This is a genomic window from Nocardia sp. NPDC059229 (assembly GCF_042754165.1).
Taxonomy (GTDB): Bacteria; Actinomycetota; Actinomycetes; order Mycobacteriales; family Mycobacteriaceae; genus Nocardia.
On sequence record NZ_JBHZAK010000001.1, the window covers coordinates 785,911 to 804,914 of the forward strand.

17 protein-coding genes are annotated in these 19,004 nt (G+C 66.3%); 8 read left to right on the forward strand and 9 right to left on the reverse strand.

Annotated features, from left to right (window positions below; translation table 11 throughout):
* The first annotated feature begins 31 nt into the window (after positions 1-31).
* Positions 32-2,344, forward strand: coding sequence for an arylsulfatase (locus ACFXHE_RS03665; RefSeq protein WP_379379430.1), 2,313 nt, complete (start codon positions 32-34; stop codon positions 2,342-2,344).
* Positions 2,345-2,770: 426 nt separating this feature from the next.
* Here ACFXHE_RS03665 and ACFXHE_RS03670 read toward each other — a convergent pair whose 3' ends face one another.
* The 3 genes from ACFXHE_RS03670 to ACFXHE_RS03680 all read right to left on the reverse strand — a co-directional run bounded on the left by ACFXHE_RS03670 (position 2,771) and on the right by ACFXHE_RS03680 (position 4,595).
* Positions 2,771-3,220: an HNH endonuclease gene (locus ACFXHE_RS03670; RefSeq protein WP_379379432.1), complete on the reverse strand. Its 450-nt coding sequence runs from the start codon at positions 3,218-3,220 to the stop codon at positions 2,771-2,773.
* Between the two features lie 10 nt (positions 3,221-3,230).
* Complete coding sequence (locus tag ACFXHE_RS03675; RefSeq protein WP_379379433.1) at positions 3,231-4,025, reverse strand: DUF222 domain-containing protein; 795 nt, start codon at positions 4,023-4,025, stop codon at positions 3,231-3,233.
* A 126-nt stretch (positions 4,026-4,151) separates the two neighbouring features.
* Positions 4,152-4,595: a YdeI/OmpD-associated family protein gene (locus ACFXHE_RS03680; RefSeq protein WP_379379435.1), complete on the reverse strand. Its 444-nt coding sequence runs from the start codon at positions 4,593-4,595 to the stop codon at positions 4,152-4,154.
* A gap of 323 nt (positions 4,596-4,918) precedes the next feature.
* Between ACFXHE_RS03680 and ACFXHE_RS03685 the strand changes: the two genes are divergently transcribed.
* From ACFXHE_RS03685 to ACFXHE_RS03715, 7 genes are all read left to right on the forward strand, one after another.
* Positions 4,919-8,659 carry a nitrate reductase subunit alpha gene (locus ACFXHE_RS03685; protein ID WP_379379436.1) on the forward strand — a complete coding sequence of 1,247 codons (3,741 nt, stop codon included), beginning with the start codon at positions 4,919-4,921 and terminating at the stop codon, positions 8,657-8,659.
* Between the two features lie 10 nt (positions 8,660-8,669).
* Positions 8,670-10,457: a nitrate reductase subunit beta gene (narH, locus tag ACFXHE_RS03690; RefSeq protein ID WP_379380375.1), complete on the forward strand. Its 1,788-nt coding sequence runs from the start codon at positions 8,670-8,672 to the stop codon at positions 10,455-10,457.
* Entirely contained in the window at positions 10,454-10,630 is a 177-nt protein-coding gene (locus tag ACFXHE_RS03695; RefSeq protein WP_379379438.1) for a hypothetical protein, read from the forward strand. The genes narH and ACFXHE_RS03695 overlap by 4 nt, the downstream gene beginning before the upstream one ends.
* Complete coding sequence (gene narJ / locus ACFXHE_RS03700) at positions 10,627-11,307, forward strand: nitrate reductase molybdenum cofactor assembly chaperone (protein WP_379379440.1); 681 nt, start codon at positions 10,627-10,629, stop codon at positions 11,305-11,307. The genes ACFXHE_RS03695 and narJ overlap by 4 nt, the downstream gene beginning before the upstream one ends.
* Positions 11,304-12,038 (forward strand): respiratory nitrate reductase subunit gamma, encoded by a 735-nt coding sequence (gene narI / locus ACFXHE_RS03705; protein WP_379379442.1) that lies wholly within the window; start codon positions 11,304-11,306, stop codon positions 12,036-12,038. Before narJ ends, narI begins: the two co-directional genes overlap by 4 nt.
* Positions 12,039-12,160: 122 nt before the next feature.
* Positions 12,161-12,451, forward strand: a complete 291-nt coding sequence (locus tag ACFXHE_RS03710) for a hypothetical protein (protein WP_379379444.1) — start codon at positions 12,161-12,163, stop codon at positions 12,449-12,451.
* Positions 12,452-12,474: 23 nt separating this feature from the next.
* Positions 12,475-12,711: a hypothetical protein gene (locus ACFXHE_RS03715; RefSeq protein WP_379379446.1), complete on the forward strand. Its 237-nt coding sequence runs from the start codon at positions 12,475-12,477 to the stop codon at positions 12,709-12,711.
* On the opposite strand, the gene ACFXHE_RS03720 is transcribed toward ACFXHE_RS03715, so the two are convergent.
* The 6 genes from ACFXHE_RS03720 to ACFXHE_RS03745 all read right to left on the reverse strand — a co-directional run bounded on the left by ACFXHE_RS03720 (position 12,657) and on the right by ACFXHE_RS03745 (position 18,987).
* Positions 12,657-13,325 carry a hypothetical protein gene (locus ACFXHE_RS03720; RefSeq protein ID WP_379379448.1) on the reverse strand — a complete coding sequence of 223 codons (669 nt, stop codon included), beginning with the start codon at positions 13,323-13,325 and terminating at the stop codon, positions 12,657-12,659. The two genes, ACFXHE_RS03715 and ACFXHE_RS03720, sit on opposite strands and share 55 nt — an antisense overlap.
* A gap of 161 nt (positions 13,326-13,486) precedes the next feature.
* A complete protein-coding gene (locus ACFXHE_RS03725) occupies positions 13,487-15,022 on the reverse strand; it encodes an alkaline phosphatase family protein (RefSeq protein WP_379379450.1) in 1,536 nt (511 codons plus the stop codon).
* Between the two features lie 197 nt (positions 15,023-15,219).
* Positions 15,220-16,584, reverse strand: coding sequence for an acyltransferase family protein (locus ACFXHE_RS03730; protein ID WP_379379452.1), 1,365 nt, complete (start codon positions 16,582-16,584; stop codon positions 15,220-15,222).
* A complete protein-coding gene (locus tag ACFXHE_RS03735) occupies positions 16,581-17,486 on the reverse strand; it encodes an SGNH/GDSL hydrolase family protein (protein WP_379379454.1) in 906 nt (301 codons plus the stop codon). Before ACFXHE_RS03735 ends, ACFXHE_RS03730 begins: the two co-directional genes overlap by 4 nt.
* 18 nt (positions 17,487-17,504) lie before the next feature.
* Positions 17,505-17,885, reverse strand: coding sequence for a hypothetical protein (locus tag ACFXHE_RS03740; protein WP_379379455.1), 381 nt, complete (start codon positions 17,883-17,885; stop codon positions 17,505-17,507).
* 175 nt (positions 17,886-18,060) lie between these two features.
* A complete protein-coding gene (locus ACFXHE_RS03745; RefSeq protein WP_379379457.1) occupies positions 18,061-18,987 on the reverse strand; it encodes an SGNH/GDSL hydrolase family protein in 927 nt (308 codons plus the stop codon).
* Between the last annotated feature and the right edge of the window lie 17 nt (positions 18,988-19,004).

Below are 19,004 nucleotides of genomic sequence, written 5' to 3' on the forward strand. Positions count from 1 at the left end.
CGGCCCGGGCCCGCGCCCTTTGCTGGGGAGCATGTCAGTCCCCGCCCATGCCCGTGGCTATGAGAATTTCGCCGGCGAGATCGGCCGCACCACCGCCGATTCCACGCCGGAGTGGAACTATCCGCCGACCGCGCCCGCCGGTGCGCCCAATATCGTCGTGGTGCTGGTCGACGATATGGGTTTCAGCGATATCGGCCCGTTCGGGTCGGAGATCGAGACCCCGACCCTGGATCGGCTGGCCGCGAACGGATTGCGGCTCACCAACTTCCACACCACCCCGCTGTGCTCACCGTCGCGGGCGGCACTGCTGACCGGAATCAATTCCCACCGTGCGGGTTTCGGCTTCGTGGCGAATGCCGATCCCGGCTATCCGGGGCTGCGGCTGGAATTGGCCGATGACGTGCTGACGTTGCCGGAAATATTGCGTGCCAACGGATATGCGACCTACGCGGTGGGGAAATGGCATCTGGTCCGCGATGCCACGCTGCATCCGGCGGCGCACCGGGATTCGTGGCCGACGCAGCGTGGATTCGACCGGTACTACGGGTCGTTGGAGGGGTTGAACTCCTTCTACTATCCGAATCAGCTGATCTCCGACAGTTCGGCGGTGGATGTCGAGGAGTATCCGGAGGGGTACTACCTGACCGACGACTACACCGATCGCGCCATCGGATACCTCAAGGACCTGCGGGCGCACGATGCGGCCAAACCGTTCTTCCTCTACTTCGCGCACACCGCCATGCACGGGCCGTTGCAGGCCAAGCCGGCGGATCAGGCCAAGTATCGGGGGCGGTATCGGGAGGGCTGGGATCGGTTGCGGCAGAGCCGATTCGCGGCGCAGATCGCACAGGGGCTGTTCCCGGCGGGGACACAGCAGAAGCCGCGCAATACCGAGCCGGGTTATGAAGCGCAGGAGTGGGATGCGCTGACCGATGAGCAGCGGGCGCGGTTCGAGCGGTACATGGAGGTGTACGCGGGCATGGTCGACAGCATCGACCAGAGCCTGGGGCGGATCGTTGAGGTGCTCGAGCAGTTCGGCGAACTGGACAACACCATTATCGTTTTCACCTCCGACAATGGCGGCACCGCGGAGGGCGGGCCCGAGGGCACCCGGACCTATTTCGCGCAGTTCGCTCAGGTCGACGAGCCCGACTGGGAGCGGGATGTGCCGCACGACGACGAGTTGATCGGCACCGCGAAACTGGGGGTGCACTATCCGCGCGGGTGGGGGCAGGCGTCGAATACGCCGTTCCGTTTCTACAAGGGGCAGACCTTCGCCGGCGGGGTGCGGGTGCCGTTCGTGCTGTCGTGGCCCAGGGGGCTGCCGCGCACGGAGGCCGATACCGGGGTGCGCGAGGAGTACGTCTACATCACCGACCTCGTGCCCACGCTGCTGGAACTCGCCGGGCTCGAACGGCCGACGGTCCGGAACGGACTGCCCGCCAAGGACTTCGACGGCGTCTCGGCGGTGGATGTGCTGAGCGACCCGACCGCGGTCTCGCAGCACGTCGAGCAGTATTCGGAGATGACCGGCCACCGCGGCTTCTACCGCGACGGCTGGAAGCTCCTCGCGCTCTATGAGCCCGAGCGTGGCATCGACGACCCACGCTGGCAGCTGTTCGACGTCCGCACCGATCCGACCGAGCTCCACGATCTTTCCGAGCAGCGTCCGGACAAGGTTGCCGAACTCTCGGCCGCGTGGGACGAAGCCGCGTGGCACAACACGGTTTTCCCGCTCGTCACCCGGCAGGACCTGACTCGGCGCCGACCGGAGGAGGCCCGGCTCGGCGAGCAGGTCCGTATCCTGCCCGGCACCCCCACCCTCGAGCGGTACCGCTCCCAGCGACTGATCGCCTACCGCGACTTCACGATCACAGTGGAGTTGGCCGGCTACCGTCCCGGCGATGAGGGTGTTCTCGTCGCCCACGGTGACCCGCTCGGCGGCTACCTCCTCTACGTGGAGAATGGCCATCTGATCTTCGGCTACAACGCCTACGGCCGCTACACCGAAGCCGATGCCGGTGAAATCCCCTCCGGCAGCGGCCATTTCACCGTATCGGCCACCGTCCAACCCCACCTGCGCTGGGACTTCACCATCGGCATCGATGGCATCCGCGCGGCCAGCCTCCCCAACCAAGTCCAGCTCGTAGGCATGTCCCCCTGGACGGGGATCTCCGTCGGCCTCGACGCCCGAGGTCCCGTTTCCTGGCCTCTCCGCGACCGCCGGGGCGTCTTCCGCTATTCCGGCTCCCTCCACTCCATCACCTACCGGCCAGGCCCCGTCGGAGTGCCCGAGTCGGCCCAACAAGCTCTGGATTCCGAAGCCGAACTGATAGCGGAGTAGCAGACCCAAAACCCAAAGCCAGCAACCCAAAAGGACGAAGAGACAAAGAACCAAAAGATCAAAAGACAAAGACGCCTGGAGAAGGGAGGGGGGCCGGGCTTGGGGACGCGCCTTCGTCTACCAGCCCACTCACCTTTGAACCTCCATGTGGGTGTCGTTGCAGGAGGTATTCGCTTAGATCTCGGGTTTGGGGTATCCGCAGGATGGGATGTAGCGAGGAGAAGACGGCTGTGGTTGTTCGGTGTTCGAGGATTTCAGGGTGGGCTTGCGGTGGGTTTTGTCTGTAGAAGGTGATGTGTGCGGTCCGTGGGCTGGGGTCGGTGGGTGGCGCTTCCAGCCCGGCGTCAGCCCAAGTCCGGTAGGGCAGGCGAGATGACCACACCTCCCCGTCACTGCGCACGCCAGTAGGACATGCGCAGCCGGGATTCATGCGGCCCGTGAACCCCACCTCAGGCAACTCGATTCGATGGCAGCGGCGACCCACTCCCCAACGTGATGTCTGTCGTTCACGCGTGGGGTGCCTGTTGGGTCGAGGCTTTTCGGTGCGATCCATCCGGTGTGTCCCCGATAGGGGGAATCTTTGCCCATGACAACGGTTTTCCAACCCTCGGCACTGTCGTTGACCAGCGCGTGGCAGTGATCACAGACGAGCGTCAAGTTGGTCAGATCGGTGGGGCCGCCTTTGGCCCAGTCGGTGACATGGTGCACCGCACACATACTCGCGGGTGCCTCACATCCCGGGCGGGTGCAGCCCTTGTCGCGGGCGATCAATGCCAAACGCTGAGCCGGGCTGGCCAGTCGGTGGCAGCGACCCAGGTACAACGGCAGCCCGTCCGCGTCGAGGACCACCAGCACCGGCTTGGTCCCCTCGGCCATCTTCAAAGCCTCATTGATGGAGACGTGGCCACGAGTCGACGACCGTTGCAGTGGCGGCAACGCTTTCGGTGTCGTCGATGTTGCACATGCCCGGACGCGCGAGCTTGGCGAAGACGGCATCGAGCAGGGCCCGCAGTTCGGGGGTGATCCAGCCTTCGATCCAGCTCATCCCATCGACGCCGGGGCGGCCCAGAATGAGGCCGCGTCGGCGACGGCGGTCAGTGTCGGAGACGACCTTGCCGTCGGGGTCGACACGAGCCATAATCTCGCGGCCGATCTTCGGCAGGTCATCAGGCCACCCGACACGGGAGTGGCCGACCAGGATGTCCTCGGCCTCGGCGCGGGTTTCCATGGGAATGTCGGCGGGCAGATGGGTCATCACATCGATGATGTTGCGGACATGATCGCGTGAGATGTCGCCTGCCTCAAAGGCTTCGGCGGTCGCAGCCAAGGTGGCCGGACGCAGGTGGCCGGTAGGTTCGAAGAACTCACCGCACTGCATGGTGATCTTCACCCGCACCGACGCGTCGTACTTCGACAATCCAAAGGTCTGCCGCAGGAACGGCACCACATCCTTCGCCCCACTGCCTTCAGGCAACGAACGATTGCAGGCTTCGATGATCAGGCGTGAATCCAGCGCCGACAGTTGACGTTTGCAGGTCTCCAACCGCTGCATCAACTCCACGACCTCACCATCCGCAAGCGGAGTGAGGTTTCCGTGGAGGACGGAATTCGACAGGGTTTCGACGGCGGACGCCAGTTCTGCGATGCCGCACGTGTCGAGTGTCACCCCCGTCGAATTCATGCACTAATTCTATCGCTGCCCCCAACCGAGAGGAACCCGAAATGTCCTATATTCCATCATAATTCAATTCATTCATTTTGAAACAACCACTCCCTCAACGAATTTGGATGACGCATCGGATCGGTTTCAAGAACCGCCGGCGAGGGAGTCGACGATCTTGCCGATCCGGCGAGTGCGAGTCTCCGGTTTCTTGGCGTCGGTCACGGCGGTGACGTGCTCACGGCGGTTGGTGTACGAGAGCCCGTCGAAGGCGTCCTGCACGCCCGCCTCCCGCAGTGCGGCGGCGAGGTCGTCGGGGACAGCTATGGCGCGTTCCACGGCGTCACGCTCGACAGTGACGGCGACCCGGTCTCCAGCCCCCTTGCCGAGTTCGGCGCGGATCGCCTTCAGCAGCCCCAGGCACGGTCCCGCACCCATGTTGGCGATGGAGCCTCGGTACGGGATGCCGTCGAAGGTGGCCTGGACCGGGATGCGGCCGCCGCCACCGAGGGCGGTGATGATGTCGGGAGGAATGGGAATGTATGCACCACCGTTGGCAGCGGTCTCGATGACGCCGTCGAATCGTTGCATGGGTGCACGATATAGCGATCACTCAGCAATCCGAAGGTGTGTTAACAAATATTAAGTAACCGAGAACCAACCGTTTCGGAAGCTTCACCGACACTGCCCCGGAAGCCCCCTCCGAGAACTTGTTTCACTGCCTGCGAAGAGGTTTCCCCAGGTCGCGACCGCAAGGTGTGACCTCGGCCGCTACCCCGCAGTGACCGGAACATTGCGGCGATCTCACAGCTCACAAATGCGCTTCGAGCATTGTGAGCAAACCGTTTTGATGCCTCCCCCGGCGTCCCTACAGTCGAGCCAGCAGCCCGGTTTTCCAGCTCGAAGGGGGCGTTATGGCTATTACGCAGAACGGACACTCGTCCGCCGATGCGCTGCTTCGACTGGGGAAGTACTTCAACCGCGGCGAGGTGTCCGGTGACCTGCGCACCCTGCACAAGGTGGGCGGGCGCGAGGCCGACGAGTTCTACCGGGATCGGTGGTCGCACGACAAGGTGGTGCGGTCCACGCACGGCGTGAACTGCACCGGTTCGTGCTCGTGGAAGATCTACGTCTCCGACGGCGTGATCACCTGGGAGTCGCAGCAGACCGACTACCCGAGCGTCGGCGCCGACAAGCCGGAGTACGAGCCGCGCGGCTGTCCGCGTGGCGCGTCGTTCTCCTGGTACACCTACTCCCCCGCGCGCATCCGCTACCCGTACGTGCGCGGCACGCTGCTGGAGCTGTACCGCGACGCCAAGACGCGGCTCAAGGATCCGGTGCTGGCGTGGGAGTCCATTGTCGAGGACGCGGTCCGGGCCGAGGCCTACAAGTCCGCGCGCGGCAAGGGCGGGTTCGTGCGCGCCGAATGGTGGGAAGCCGCCGAAATCGCCGCCGCCGCACACGTTTACACGATCAAGAAGTACGGCCCCGACCGCATCGCGGGTTTCTCGCCGATCCCGGCCATGTCCATGGTCTCGCATGCGGTCGGCGCCCGGTTCATCTCGCTGATCGGCGGCTCGATGCTGTCGTTCTACGACTGGTACGCCGACCTACCCGTCGCCTCCCCGCAGGTCTTCGGCGACCAGACCGACGTGCCCGAGTCCGCCGACTGGTTCGACGCCGGCTATCTGATCATGTGGGGCTCCAATGTCCCGGTCACCCGAACCCCGGACGCGCACTACATGACCGAGGCCCGCTACCGCGGCCAGAAGGTCGTGGTGGTCTCCCCGGACTATGCCGACAACACCAAGTTCGCCGACGAGTGGGTGCCCGCGCGCCCGGGTACGGATGCCGCCCTGGCCATGGCCATGGGTCACGTGGTGCTGCGAGAGTTCTTCGTGGACAAGCAGACTCCGTATTTCAACGACTACGTCAAGCGCTACACCGATCTGCCGTACCTGGTGGTGCTGGACGAGCACGAGGGCGGCTGGTCCACCGAAGGCGACTACAGCGGTCACACCTTCACGCCCGGCAAGTTCCTCACCGCCGCCGATCTCGGCCGCACCGGCGAGGGCGTCGAGCACCAGACGGTGCTGCTGGACGCGGACGGTAGTCCGCAGGTGCCCAATGGCTCTCTCGGCCACCGCTTCAACGAGGCGGGCAAGGGGCGCTGGAACCTGGACCTGGGGGACACCGATCCCCTGCTGACCCTGCACGGGCGCACCGATGATGTTGCGGCCGTGCAGTTCCCCCGCTTCGACGGGCCGCCGGGTGGGTCCGAGGGCAATGATGCAGCCGTCCTCACCCGTGGCGTGCCGACCACCGTCATCGCGGGACGACGGGTGACGACGGTGTTCGACCTGCTGCTGGCACAGTATGGCGTAGCCCGGTCCGGCCTGCCCGGCAGTTGGCCGACCGGCTATGACGATGCGACCCAGCCGTACACTCCCGCCTGGCAGGAGTCGATCACCGGCGTCCCCGCCCAGCAGGCCGAACGCCTCGGCCGCGAATTCGCCGACAATGCCGAGCGTTCCAAGGGCCGGTCCATGATCCTCATGGGCGCGGGCACCAATCACTGGTTCCACTCCGACCAGATCTACCGCTCCTTCTTCACCCTGACCCTGCTCACCGGCTGCCAGGGCGTGAACGGCGGCGGCTGGGCGCATTACGTGGGCCAGGAGAAGTGCCGGCCGGTGACCGGTTGGGCCACACTGGCTTTCGCCTCGGACTGGCAGCGGCCGCCGCGGCAGATGCAGGGCACCGTGTTCTGGTACCTGGCCAACAACCAGTGGCGCTACGACCCGTTCACCTCCGAGTCGTTCGCCTCGCCGTTGAGCAAAGGCACGTTCTCCGGGCGCACGGCGGCCGACAATATCGCGCTCGCAACACGTCTGGGCTGGATGCCGTCGTATCCGACGCTCAACCGCAATCCCCTCGATCTCGTCGACGAGGCCGAGCAGGCGGGCAGGACGCCCGCGGATTATGTGGTGGACGGGCTGAAGTCGGGCGATCTCCGCTTCGCCTGCGAGGATCCCGATGCGCCCGAGAACTTCCCGCGCGTGCTGACGGTGTGGCGCGCCAACCTGCTGGGTTCCTCCGGCAAGGGCAACGAGTACTTCCACAAGCACCTGCTCGGCGCGGACTCCAACCTGCAGACCACCGAGACCACCGGGGTGCGCCCGCAGGAACTGGAATGGCGCGACGAGGCCGCCACCGGCAAGCTGGATCTGCTGATGTCGATGGACTTCCGCATGACGTCCACGACCCTGTTCTCCGACATCGTGTTCCCGGCCGCCACCTGGTACGAGAAGCACGACCTGTCCTCCACCGACATGCACCCGTTCGTGCACGCCTTCTCCCCGGCCATCTCCCCGCCGTGGGAGGCCAAGACCGATTTCGAGGCCTTCCACCGCATTGCCCGCGGGTTCTCCTGGCTGGCGGAGAAGCACCTGGGCGTGCGCCGGGACCTGGTCGCGATGCCACTGCAGCACGACACCGCCGACGCGCTGGCGCAGGCCGGCGGGCGGGTGCTGGACTGGAAGCACGGCGAATGCGAGCCCGTTCCGGGTGTCACCATGCCGAAACTCGTTGTCGTCGAACGTGACTACCCGAATGTCGCGGACAAGATGGCCGCGCTCGGGCCGTTGGTCGAAACGCTGGGACTCACCACCAAGGGTGTCACCACTCTGCCCGATATCGAGGTAGATTACCTGCGCGGCGTCAACGGCACTGTGGTTTCCGGTGTCGCGCAGGGCCGTCCGTCCCTGGCCAAGGACACCCACGCGGCCGAGGCGATCCTGGCACTGTCCGGCACCACCAACGGCCGGCTCGCGGTGGAAGGGTTCCATGCGCTGGAACGGCGCACCGGAACCGAGCTGGCCGACCTGGCTGCCGAACACGAGGGAAAGCGAATCACCTTCGCCGACACGCAGGCCCGGCCCGTTCCGGTGATCACCTCACCGGAATGGTCCGGGAGCGAGACGGGCGGCCGCCGGTATTCACCGTTCACCATCAATGTGGAGCGGTCCAAGCCCTGGCACACGCTGACCGGGCGGCAGCACTTCTATCTCGATCACGACTGGATGATGGAGCTGGGCGAGCAGCTGCCGATCTACCGGCCGCCGCTGGACATGACCGCGCTGTTCGCCGAGCCGGGTATCGGCAAGGTGAGCGAGAACGGCGTGACCGTGCGGTATCTGACGCCGCACTCGAAGTGGTCGATCCACTCCGCCTACCAGGACAACCTGCACATGCTGACGCTCTCGCGGGGCGGTCAGGCGATCTGGATGTCGGACAGGGACGCCGCGAAAATCGGTGTCGCCGACAATGATTGGATCGAGGCCATCAACCGCAACGGCATCGTGGTGGCCCGCGCGATCGTCTCGCACCGCATGCCCGAGGGCACGGTGTTCATGTATCACGCCCAGGACCGCGCGGTGAACGTGCCGCGCATCGAAGGCACGGCGGATGTCAAGCGGGGCAAGGGTAAACGCGGTGGTATCCACAATGCGCTGACCCGGATCATGATCAAGCCCTCGCACCTCATCGGTGGCTATGCGCAGCAGTCGTTCGCGCTGAACTACCACGGCCCCACCGGAAATCAGCGCGACGAGGTCACCACGATTCGCAAGCGCTCGCAGGAAGTGGAGTACTGATATGCGTGTGATGGCGCAACTGGCCATGGTCATGAACCTGGACAAGTGCATCGGCTGCCACACCTGCAGCGTCACCTGCAAGCAGGCCTGGACCAACCGTTCCGGCACCGAGTACGTGTGGTTCAACAATGTGGAAACCCGTCCGGGACAGGGTTATCCGCGTCGTTACGAGGACCAGGAGAAGTGGCAGGGCGGCTGGACCCTCGACAGGAAGGGCCGGCTGACCCTCAAGTCCGGGTCGCGGATGAAGCGGCTGCTCAATATCTTCGCCAACCCGGATCTGCCCACGGTGTCGGACTACTACGACCCGTGGAGCTACGACTACGACAATCTGCTGTCCGCACCGCAGATGGACACCACGCCGGTGGCGCGGCCCAAGTCGCTGATCACCGGTGAGGACACCAACGTCACCTGGGGCGCGAACTGGGACGACTCGCTGGGGTCGGGCCCGGAGCAGGTGGGTAAGGACCCGTTGCTGGCCAAGCTCTCCGAGCAGGTCAAGCTGGAGTTCGAAGAAACGTTCATGTTCTACCTGCCGCGCATCTGCGAGCACTGCCTCAACCCCTCCTGTGCCGCGTCGTGCCCGTCGGGTGCGATCTACAAGCGCGCCGAGGACGGCATCGTGCTCGTCGACCAGGACAAGTGCCGCGGCTGGCGGCAATGCGTCACCGGATGCCCGTACAAGAAGATCTACTTCAACCACAAGACCGGCAAGGCAGAGAAATGCACCTTCTGCTACCCGCGGGTGGAAGTCGGCATCCCCACCGTCTGCTCGGAAACCTGCGTCGGGCGACTGCGCTACATCGGGGTCATGCTCTACGACGCCGACAAGGTCCTCGAGGCCGCTTCGGTGGAGAACGACCAGGACCTCTATCCCTCCCAGCTGGGTGTGTTCCTCAACCCGCACGACCCGCGCGTCATCGCCGAGGCCGAACGGGCCGGGATCTCGCCGGAATGGATTCAGGCCGCCCAGGATTCACCGGTCTACAAGCTGATCGTGGACTACCAGATCGCGTTGCCGCTGCATCCGGAATACCGGACCATGCCCATGGTCTGGTACGTGCCGCCGCTGTCGCCGGTGGTGGACACCCTCACCCAGACCGGGCACGACGGGGAGAACCACAACAACCTCTTCGGCGCCATCGATGCTCTGCGTATTCCGTTGGAGTACTTGGCCGAACTGTTCACCGCCGGTGAGATCGGGCCGGTCCGCGCCTCGTTGCAGCGGCTCGCCGGGATGCGGTCGTTCATGCGCTCGATCAACCTCGGCCAGGAACCCGACCTGTCCATCCCGGACGCCGTCGGTCTCGAGCCCGAAGAGATCGAGGCCATGTACCGGCTGCTGGCCATCGCGAAGTACGAACACCGGTACGTGATCCCCTCGGGCGCGACTTCCCGTGCCCACGAACTGGATTCCCTCGCCACGGGATGCTCGCTCGACACCGACGGCGGCCCCGGCATGACGGCCTTCGACTACATGGCCGACAAATTCCACCTCACCGACACCAACGATGCCTCCCCCGACCGGAAATCCAACCGCATCAACCTGTTGAACTGGGACGGCAAGAGCACGAAAGGCTTGGTGCCCACCGAAACCGGCACCAATGGCTCCGGTGCCAACGGCTCCGGCGCCAATGGCCATGGCGGAAGCGGAGCGAACGGCAGCGGCGCCGGCGTATCCACCGCCACGTCCGGAAATGGCAACGGAAACGGCAACGGCCACCATGGTTCCGGTGTCGACGGCGTCAGCAACGGCGCTGCCGCCGCCGAGCCGGAACCCACCGGAGCCACACGATGAGCCTGCTGAAACCGCGACGGCGCACCGAACCCGCCGTCACCGCGCACGAAGAGGATCGGCGGCAGGCCTGGCGGCTGAACGCGCTGTCGCTCGACTACCCGCACCCGCGCACGCGCGCCATGATCGACGAACTCGACACCGCCGCAACGGAATCCACCGGAGCCCCGCGATGAGCCTGCTGAAACTGCGGCGACGGCCCGAACCCGCCGTCGCCATGAGCGAACGTGATCGGCGACTGGTATGGCGGCTGGGCGCGCTGCTGCTCGACTATCCAAGTGCGCAGACCCTGGCCATGCTCGACGAACTCGACGCCGCCGCAGCGGAATTGCCGGACGCGATCCGTCCGCTGCTGGCCGGGTTCCTCGCGCACCTGCGCACCGGCGATGCGATCGCGCTGGCCCAGGAGTATGTCGAGACCTTCGACATGCGCCGCCGGGCCAGCCTGCACCTGACCTTCTACGCCTACGGGGACACCCGCAAGCGCGGGATGGCGCTGCTGCGTTTCAAGCACGCCTACCGGCACGCCGGGGTCGAGCTCGGCGACGAGGAACTGCCCGACCACCTGCCCGTGCTGCTCGAATTCGCCGCCACCGTCGATCCCGTCGGCGGCGAACGACTGCTGGGCGAACACGTCCCGGTGCTGGAACTGCTGCGGTTGTCGCTTTCCGACACCGGATCTCCTTACGCCGGGGTGCTGGCGTCGGTGGTGGCGACCCTGCCACCGGTCACCACCGCCGACCGCCGGCGCATCGCCGAACTCGCCGCCCAGGGCCCGCCCGAGGAAGAAGTCGGATTGGAGCCCTTCGCCATGGACCCGCTCGCCTTCACCGGATCGGAGGCCCGCCGATGAGCTCCGCGCTCTGGCTGATGCTGCCCTACATCGCGTTCACGTCGTGCGTGCTCGGGCACCTGTGGCGCTATCGCACCGACCAGTTCGGCTGGACCACACGGTCTTCGCAGGTCTACGAGTCGCGGCTGCTGCGCCTGGGCAGCCCGCTGTTCCACTTCGGCATGCTCGGGGTGATCGGCGGGCACGTGCTCGGCGTGCTCATCCCGCAGTCCTGGACCGACGCCGTCGGCATCTCCGAGGAGACCTATCACGTGGTCGCCGTCTCCGCGGGATCCGTTGCGGGCGTGGCGGTCATCGCCGGGATCGGCATTCTGCTCTACCGCCGCGTCACCGTCCCCGCCGTCCGTCAGGCCACCACCACCAATGACAAGGTGATGTACATCCTGCTGGCCGCCGCCCTGATCACCGGTCTGCTCAACACCGTCGGCAGCAATCTGCTCTGGGGCACCTACAACTACCGCGAGACCGTCTCCCCCTGGTTCCGCAGCCTGTTCACCCTGCACCCGCATCCCGATCTCATGGTCGGCACCCCCTGGACCTTCCAGGCGCACGGCCTGATCGTGTTGTCCCTCATCGCCTTCTGGCCCTACACCCGCCTGGTCCACATGTTCTCCGCGCCCATCGGCTACCTGGTCCGCCCGTACGTGGTGTACCGCGCCAAGCCGAACAAGTCCGCGGACAAGACCCGCTACGCCCGCGCCTGGGATACCCCCGCCATTCCCCGTCGCTGAGACACCGGGCGTGCATCGATTTATCGATGGCGCCCGGTCCCGGCCGGTGTTATGGTTCGGCGCGGCCGAGCCGAACGGTTGGGCTCGAATTGTCTTCGGGGGAAACCATGTTCAATTGGTATGTGGGCCTGCTCGCGCTCAGTGGCGTGATCATGCTGGCGCTGGCGGTGGTGCGACAGGGGCAGAGCAGCGCCTCACGCTCGATCAACGGCATTTTCGGCGCGGTCTATCTCGGCTACGCCTTCTATCTCGCCTTCCTTTTCGACGGCGGCTCCTACCTCATCTTCTTCCAGGCGTTCATTCTGCCGGTCGTGATGGTGGTCAATTTCTTCCGCAATCGCACACCGAAGCCGAAACTCACCGAAACACAGAAAGCCTGGCGCGAATACCAGCGCTCCGCCGGGCAGCAATAGGCTCGCCGCGCGACAATAACGCGGTGTTCTCCAAGAAGACCGAGCCCGAGCGGGTTACGCCACCGGCCACGCCCTGCCCCGACTGCGGGGAACGCCGCGTGACCCTGAGCGGGAATATGGATACGTATCTGATCCAGCGCAATGGCGGGCGGGCCCTGACGGACCTGCTCGCCCTGCTCTGCCTCGGATGCGGACGGGTGTTCTTCTATGCCGAGCGGCTCGACAAAGTGCGGGCCGCGATGAAATCGACGACGTCCTGAGTGCGCGAGTCTGGCTGCTCCCGCGCTGCGCGCGTCAGGCGATCCAGAGCCTCGTCGAGGCGTGAGCTCGGGCCGTGCTCGGCGAGCAGCACGGCGATGGCCTCCCAGGTAACGGTGGTCGGGTTCGGTTGCGCCAGTAACTCTTCGAGATAGCTGTCCGGGTCGAGCAGGCGCAGCGCGCGGCGGGCGTGGGCGTGGACGCGCCGGGGCAGCTCTGCGCGAATGAGGTCGATATCGCCGGGCTGGACGTGACCCGGCTGGTCGGGGTCGAGGCGCACCGACCACAGCTGGTCCGGGTCCTCGGGTAGGCCCTCGCCCGGGAGCAGGCCCGGCCCCGCCGCGGTCTCGATCGCGAGCGGTGCACGGCCCAGGCGTTCGTTGCGCCAGTTGCGGAATTCCCACCACGCGGTCGGGGTCGCCCAGGCGCCCAGCCCGAGTCGGAGCATCTGCTGTCCACCGGTGAACGTTCGGAATGTCCGCGTCCGCGCCACGGTGGCCGTACCGCCGGGCATCACCCGCACCCAGGTCGGCTCCGCCCCCTCAAACCCATACGGCTGCAGCAGTTTTCCCGTATCGCGCATCAAGCGGCGCAGCGCCGACTCCGGTTTGACCATCCCCGCAGACTAGCCGCGCGAACCGACAGGATCCCGCACCTCGTCATCCGCCCAGGATGCCGCGCGTCGCCCGAACACGCCGCGCAGCAATACCGAACACGCCGCGCAGGCACGCCGGGTGTGCCTGCGCGGTCAGATCATCCGGACGAGCGACGGTACCGTCAGTGGCCGGACCAGATGTCGTTCACCGTGGCCGCGTAACCATCGTTGTTGGTCAGGGGCTGCAGGCCGAGGGCGGTGTCGATGGTACGGAGCAATCCGTACTGGTCGGTGCGCTGGGAGCTGGTGTAGCCGGGCTTCACGGAGTTCTGCGAGCCGAGCACGATGGTCGGGACCCGGTTCGGGAACAGCGGGCCGAACGCCTTGGTGGTGCCCTCGTCCCAGGTCAGGATGAGCAGCGAGCGCTGCTGCTTCCAGGCCGGCGAGTTGAGGATCGCAGGCAGGGTGGTGCTCAGCCAGCTGTCACCCGAGGCGACGCCGCAGCCCTCCATGTTGTGGCATTCGTTGGCGGCGAACCACACGAAGTTCGGGGTGGTGGCGGCGGATTGCAGGTCGGTCGTCATCTGCGTGAGCGGCTGCAGGTGCGCCGCGCAGTAGGACTGGTTGGACTTCATGTTCTGGAAGTACAAGAACGGCAGGTCATCCGGGTAGTACTGGCCGTGGGAGGACTGGTCGCAATTGCCGTTGGCGTCCTCGGCGTAGCCCTTCCAGGTCTTGTGCGCGGCGTCCACGCTGTTGCCGATGTGGCGCGCGTCGAGGGTCGTCGTGCCCACGCTGTTGTCGACCAGCCCGTACAGTCCGCCCGCCGCCAGCGCGACATAGTTCGGATCGCTCGGATGCGTCGTGGCGTAGGACTGGCTCAGCGTCGCGCCCTGCGGCCGCAGGCCGTTGATGTAGGGGGCCTGGGGATTACCGATGATGCCGGTCAGGCCGTCGTAATCCTGGTTCTCCAGGTAGACCACGAATACGTGGTCGTAACCAGGCACCGTCGAGGCGGGTGCGGTCAGCTTCGGCGCGGGCAGTGCGGCGTCGATGGTGAACGACAGGTTGTCGGCGTAGCCGTCGTTGGTGTCGCCGTAGGTCCAGCCGAAGTTCAGCTGGATCTTCACCGCGCGCGTGCCCTTCGGCAGGGTGCCCTTCGTATCACGCTGCAGCAGACCGGTTTTCAGGCCGCGATCGATGCTGCTCACGTCGTCGCACTCGGCGGAGCCGAGCTCGGACCCCGATGCGCTGAGGAACGTCGCCGTCATGTTGACCCGATCGTCCTGGGCACCGAATCCGCCCAGCCAGCCATTGAGATCGAAGCTCACGCCACCCTGGTCGATGGCCGCGCCCGCGGCCGAGACGCTGATGGTCTGATCCATCTCGGCATTACCGGTGCCGCCGCCGGCGAAGAACTTCGAACCCCGGTTCGACGGACCCGGCGAGGACGCGTCCGGCCATCCGGACTGTCCGTAGCACACCGCATTCGGCTCACCCTTGCCGATGGTCCAGCCCGGCAGCGTCATGCCGTCCAGCCCCTTCGGTGAGCACTGTGCCACCGCCTCGGCATCGCCATCCACGATCAGGTTCGGGCTCGTGACCGCGGCATGCGCCACGGACGGCGTGACCGCGGAGCCTCCCAACACGGCCAGTGCCGCCGCAGCCGTGATAGCGAAGAATTTGCCTTGGCTGTTTCCAACGCCTTTGTGGCGCATACATGTTCCTTTGCGGGTCGTTACCGAAGTGCGCCCCGAATGGAACAGGTTCTAGGTGTCGGATCACCGCTCTGCCCATGGCCGGGTGGTGAACACCACTCGGCTTTTGGACGGACGACCAGCAATGAGGAAGGTTGTGTCACAAGGAACGTCGGTCAGCAAGTACAGCTATCGACAAGCAACAGATCGAGCGTGGACTAGGCCTTCGTGCGGGCGACCCGCTTCGAGCGGGCGAAGTTCCGCATGATGGGCAGGTCGACCCAGTGGTAGAGCAGTGCGGCGAGGGCGGTGGACACGACCAGGCACAGCAGGGAGAAGCCGGCCCAGCCGAGGATGCCGAACTCCCTGCCGCCGATCAGGTATCGGGTGACCAGGACCATGACGGGGAACTGGATGAGGTAGAAGGCGAAGGAGACATTGCCGAGCCACACCATGCGCGGGTGGGAGTTGAGGCCGCGGATGCCGGCCAGGTCCCGGGCGGCCATGGTGGCCACCACCGCCGTCATCGGGGGCAGCAGCAGCACCGACATCTTGTAGTTCACCGGCACCACCCAGGTCGCCGCGTACGCGACGGTCAGCGCGGCCAGCGGCCAGGCGAGATTGGTATTGCGCCAACGACCTTCGAGCACCATGCGGGCCGCCAGCACGCCGAGGAAGAACTCCGGCAGGCGCGACAGCGGGAAGGTGTAGCTGAGCCAGTACGACGGGGACACCGGGATGTCGGGCTGCTGGAACCAGGCCGGGGAGGCGTGCAGTTCGTAGTGCGGCGACGCGTTGCCCGGAACCAGCCTCGGCGCAAAGGCATTCGCGATGCCCTTCGGACCGTCCACCCACAGGAAGTACGAGGTGTGCAGCAGGGCGATGCCCAGCATCAGCAGGCCCGCGGCCAGCAGCAGGCGGCGGGTCGGGATCCGCATGACCAGCGGCAGCAGCAGCGGAAAGCTCAGGTAGAACAGCACTTCCGCGGCCAGCGACCAGGACGGGACGTTCAGCCCGCCGACCGTGGTCCACTTCGGCACCCAGGTGTGCACGAGCAGCAGGTTCGGCACCCACACCACCGCGCGGTGCAGGGGCACGCTCGCCACCACGATGAAGGCGGCGGCGGCCAACAGGTGCGTCGGATAGATCTTGAGCACCCGCCGCCGGTAGAAGGCGCGCACCGACATGCCCGGCCGGAACGACCAGTAGATGATGAAGCCGGACAGCACGAAGAAGAACGTGACGCCCGCGGCCCCGAGCTGCATCGGGATCCACTCGTGGATGTGGCGGAACAGCGCCGACTTCTGGAACGGGTAGACCGGCAGGAACACCAAGGCGTGCAATACGAATACCGCGAACGCCGCCCACCACCGCGCGCCGGTCAGCGAGGGCAGCGCGGGCCGCTCCCGCCGGGCGCGCTCGGCGACGGACTCGGTGAGGCCCTTCGTCCGGACCGGCTCGGCCGTCAGGACCGGTTCGGCGGCCCGCGTGGACTGGGCGGGCTGGAGGAGCTGGGTGGTGTACTGCTCCACCCCGAGCGCGGCGGAGGCCTCGCGCGGGGCGACTTCGGGTGGGCGGGTCATCGTGCGTACCTCTCGTACAGTGCGTTTGCTACCACGGCGTCGCCCTGCGGAGCGGGGTGGAACGGCAGCCCGGCGATATTGACTTTCGGGTCGAACACTCCGTTGACCCACTGCTGCGGCGTACACAGCCCATGCCCGGCGGTGAGCGCGCGGGCGTCGAGGTATTCCAGGTTCAGCTGCGCGGCGGCTTCCCGCTCGGCCTGGTCGATGCGATTGAGGTACTCGACGACCGTGCGGCCGCGCGGCTGGGTGGCCGGGACGCCGGCGATGTCGAAGCAGATGGCGTCCTGGTCGGGCCGGAACAGCTCCGGGTAGCCGACGATCACGATGTGCGCGTTGGGGGCGTAGTACCGGATGTAGGTGATGACCTTGCTGATACGGGAGGCGTACTCGGCGCCGGTCACGTTCTGCGGGTCGGTCATTCGGCCGGCGGCCACCGCGTCGGGACCGCAGCCGCCGACAACGTCGTAGAAGCAGCGCTCGATCGAGCTCCACGGGGACTGTGGGGCGCCACCCCAGACGTCGTTGAGGCCGAACTGCACCGTCACCAGCTTGGTTTTCGGGCCGAACGAGCCCGCCTTGTCGGCATTGCCGGCCTGGACCTTCAGGGTGTATCCGTCCCCGGTGTCGAGCGACGCGCCCGGACACGACTGGTTCCACATCCGATCGGTGCCCTGCACGCCCATCAGTGCGCCCAGCTGCACCGGCCACGCGGTGTCACCGTGGTCGCACTTCTTCTCCTGCGACAGCGGGTTCCAGCCGTTGGCCGTGAACGAGTCGCCCAGGATGACGAGTTCCTTACCCTGCGGAACCGAATCCGCTTGCGCCCCCGATGTTCCCGTCATGGCTGCGGCGAACGCGACCACCGCGGCACACAGCCACCGACCGTTGATTCCCGACACGTGTGTACTCCGGTTTCGTCAGTAGCCTGCGCGGGGCTCGAACCCGGGGGCATCCAGGGTCGGCGGCGCGGGCTTGGGCGCCTGCTGGGTCTGCGGCGCGGGCTTGGGCGCAACCGGTTGTGCCGCAGGCGCTTCGGGCGCTGCGGGGGCCGCCGGCTGCGGGGCGGGTGCTTCGGTGGCGGCCTCCGGGGCCGCGGCGGGCGCGGGGGCCGCACTCGGCGCCGGGGCGGCGCTGCTCGCGGGAGCGGCCGAGCTGCTCACGACTACAGCGGTGGTGCTCGCCGGGGTGGCGGGCGTGTCGGCGGCCTTGTCGCTTCCGCACGCTGCCAGCGCGCCGATCAGCACGACCCCGCCGATGGCGGCCACCGCGGTGCGCGCGCCTGAGATACGGAACTTCATGAAACCCTCGAATCGCAAATTGAACGGTGAACTTTTCACTTTTGCGCGGAGTGTACAAGAGGCCCCGACGGCCGGGGTGCGGGATTCAGCAAACCGCAAAACCCCTGGACAATCGGGAAACTCAACGAGGAGGCTATCGATGGTCAACGGTCCGATCGACGGAATCTCGATGGCATCAGTGCCCGTATCGGTCGTAGATGGCATTGGCGACCACGGCGTCGCCCTGGCTCGACGGATGGAAGAACAGGCCGTCGAGATCGGTCCGTGGATCGAACACGCCATTCAGCCAGGGCTGCGACGAGCAGAGCCCATGACCGGTGGTGAGCGCGCGGGAATCCAGGAACCCGATGCCCAGCAGCTGGGCGGCTTCCCGCTGCGCCTGGTCGATGCGGTCGAAGTACTCCACCACCGCGCGACCGCGTGACTGGATGAACGGCGCGATGCCGCCGATGCTGAGACAGACCGTGCTGCTGCCCGGGGTGAACAACTCCGGATAGCCGACGAACACGATGCGGGCGTTCGGTGCGTAGTACTTGATGTAGGTGACCGCATTGTTCATGCGCTTGGCCATCAACGCCCCGGACACACCGTTGTAGTCGGGCATCCGGCCCTGGTCGATCGACTCCGGATCACAGCCGTCGACCAGGTTGAACACGCAGCCCTGCAACGACTTCCAGAGCGTCTGGTCGTTCTTGCCCCACTTGTCGTTGAGCCCGAACTGCAGCGTGACCACCTTGGTATTCGGCCCGAAAGCGCCTGCCTTGTCCGCTTTCTGGGCCTCCTGGGCCAGGCTCCACCCCGGGCCGCTGTCGATCGACGCGCCCGGGCAGGAGGGATCGGCCATCTCGTCGGTCCCGTACACGCCCATGAGCCGGCCCAGCTGCACCGGCCAGGCCGTCCGGCCGTGGCGCAGGCAGCTGTTGCCCTCGTCGAAGAAGTCCCAGGCGTTCGCGGAGAACGAATCACCCAGCACTACCAGCTCTTTGCCCGCGGGGGCGGCATCCGGCGAGGCCGGATCCGCGTTCGCCGCGGCCACGGTCGACACCGAGGCCGCGAGCGCTAACGCGGCGGCACACAGCCACCGCCCGCCATTACCCAGCACGAACCTGTCCAGCCTTC

Bases quoted from the DNA above. Each gene is read 5' to 3' on its own strand.
- ACFXHE_RS03665 (WP_379379430.1), top strand. From the start codon at position 32: ATGTCAGTCCCCGCCCATGCCCGTGGCTATGAGAATTTCGCCGGCGAG.
- ACFXHE_RS03670 (WP_379379432.1), bottom strand. From the start codon at position 3,220: ATGGCCGAGGGGACCAAGCCGGTGCTGGTGGTCCTCGACGCGGACGGG.
- ACFXHE_RS03675 (WP_379379433.1), bottom strand. From the start codon at position 4,025: ATGAATTCGACGGGGGTGACACTCGACACGTGCGGCATCGCAGAACTG.
- ACFXHE_RS03680 (WP_379379435.1), bottom strand. From the start codon at position 4,595: ATGCAACGATTCGACGGCGTCATCGAGACCGCTGCCAACGGTGGTGCA.
- ACFXHE_RS03685 (WP_379379436.1), top strand. From the start codon at position 4,919: ATGGCTATTACGCAGAACGGACACTCGTCCGCCGATGCGCTGCTTCGA.
- narH (WP_379380375.1), top strand. From the start codon at position 8,670: ATGGCGCAACTGGCCATGGTCATGAACCTGGACAAGTGCATCGGCTGC.
- ACFXHE_RS03695 (WP_379379438.1), top strand. From the start codon at position 10,454: ATGAGCCTGCTGAAACCGCGACGGCGCACCGAACCCGCCGTCACCGCG.
- narJ (WP_379379440.1), top strand. From the start codon at position 10,627: ATGAGCCTGCTGAAACTGCGGCGACGGCCCGAACCCGCCGTCGCCATG.
- narI (WP_379379442.1), top strand. From the start codon at position 11,304: ATGAGCTCCGCGCTCTGGCTGATGCTGCCCTACATCGCGTTCACGTCG.
- ACFXHE_RS03720 (WP_379379448.1), bottom strand. From the start codon at position 13,325: ATGGTCAAACCGGAGTCGGCGCTGCGCCGCTTGATGCGCGATACGGGA.
- ACFXHE_RS03725 (WP_379379450.1), bottom strand. From the start codon at position 15,022: ATGCGCCACAAAGGCGTTGGAAACAGCCAAGGCAAATTCTTCGCTATC.
- ACFXHE_RS03730 (WP_379379452.1), bottom strand. From the start codon at position 16,584: ATGACCCGCCCACCCGAAGTCGCCCCGCGCGAGGCCTCCGCCGCGCTC.
- ACFXHE_RS03740 (WP_379379455.1), bottom strand. From the start codon at position 17,885: ATGAAGTTCCGTATCTCAGGCGCGCGCACCGCGGTGGCCGCCATCGGC.